This is a genomic window from Rhodoferax sp., from assembly GCF_037143375.1.
Taxonomy (GTDB): Bacteria; Pseudomonadota; Gammaproteobacteria; order Burkholderiales; family Burkholderiaceae_C; genus Rhodoferax.
In genome coordinates this window covers 1-1572 of sequence record NZ_JBAWYV010000312.1, presented here as the reverse complement: position 1 = coordinate 1572, position 1572 = coordinate 1, and the positions used below count along the sequence as shown (strand labels likewise).

General features: G+C 63.2%; 2 protein-coding genes. Both read left to right on the top strand.

What is annotated here, in order from left to right; translation table 11 throughout:
* The coding region (locus WCG50_RS19345; protein ID WP_336901222.1) for a GGDEF domain-containing protein at nt 1-1034 on the top strand (1034 nt) is incomplete at its 5' end.
* A 62-nt stretch (nt 1035-1096) separates the two neighbouring features.
* Nucleotides 1097-1572 (top strand): carboxylesterase (locus WCG50_RS19340; RefSeq protein WP_336901221.1); only part of this gene is annotated, 476 nt, incomplete at its 3' end.

Below are 1572 nucleotides of genomic sequence, written 5' to 3'. Positions count from 1 at the left end.
TCATGTCAAACCTCGCCCATACCCTCGCCGACTTGACCGCCCTGCGTGACCGCGACGCCTTGGACCTGGCGCTGGTGCGCGCCATGGCGGACCTGGTGCAACCGCAAACTGCTGTGATCTGCCGCGTGGTGGGCGATTCGAGCAATGAGCGCTGGCTGACCAGCGCCCGCTGGAACACCCAGGCCTTGACGCCCACCGCGGACTCCGCCTGGTCCCGGCTGGATTTGCTACCCCATCTGGCGGACTACCCGCTGCGCCAGCAAGCCGTGTCGACACGCCTGGTCACACACTCCACCAGCCACCCGAGGCTGACTATTTTTCCCCTCGCGGGCAGTCCTGGCAGCGTTGCCGTGCTGGAGATCGGCACGCTGGCACCCCTGTCAGAGGAACAAATTCGCCTGGTCACGGGCGTGCTGCGCCTGTACCTGAATTTCCAGGGCCTGCTGGACTACGGCGAGCGTGATGCGCTGACCGAGTTGCTCAACCGCAAGACATTTGACGGCGCTTTTCTGAAAGCCACGCTGGAACAGGAACTCTCTGGCGATGCGCCGCAGGACCCCCGCCGCGACACCTCCGGCGCGGGCAGTTACTGGCTGGCGATGCTGGACATTGACCATTTCAAGAGGGTCAACGACAACTACGGCCACCTCATTGGCGACGAAGTCTTGCTGCTGCTGGCGCGGCTGATGCGGGCCTGCTTTCGCTTTCACGACCAGTTGTACCGATTTGGCGGCGAAGAGTTTGTGGTGCTGATGCGTTGCCACGGCGAGCATGAAGCCGCGGGTGCGCTGGAGCGGCTGCGTGCGGTGACCGAATCACATTTATTCCCGCAGGTCGGCCACATCACCATCAGCATCGGCTTCTCGGAAGTCAAAACCGGCGACTCGCCCAGCGGCGCCTTCGAGCGCGCCGACAAAGCGGTGTACTACGCCAAGGAACATGGCCGCAACCAGGTCTGCAGCTACGCCGCGCTGGTGGCGAGCGGCCAATTGGCCGACCAGGCCGCCAACGTGGGCGACGTGGAGCTTTTCTAAACGCCTGCAGCGCCAATCTGCGGTATCCTGCGCGTCAGTTTTTTTACCCCCTTTTTTTTGATATGACCACCTTACTCACCCGCATCGAAATTGAAAGTGCCCCGCACCCCACGGCCGCCGTCATCTGGCTACACGGCCTCGGTGCCGATGGCCGTGACTTTGCCGCCATCGTGCCCGAGTTGAATTTGAAAAACTGCCCGCCGATCCGCTTCGTATTTCCGAACGCCCCCAGCCTGCCGGTCACCCTCAACGGCGGCTATGTGATGCCCGCCTGGTACGACATTTATGGCCCCGACCTGGTGAGCCGCCAGGACGCCGCCGGCATCAAAAAATCGGAGCGCGACATCGTGGCGTTGATCGAGCACGAAATTGCCCGTGGTATCCCGGCACACCACATCGTGCTGGCCGGTTTCTCGCAAGGCTGCGCCATGGCCCTGCACACCGGGCTGCGTTTGCCCAAAAAACTGGCCGGCATCATGGCCTTGTCGGGTTACCTGCCGCTGGCCGAGACCTTGCCCGCCGAGCGCTCTGCCGCCAA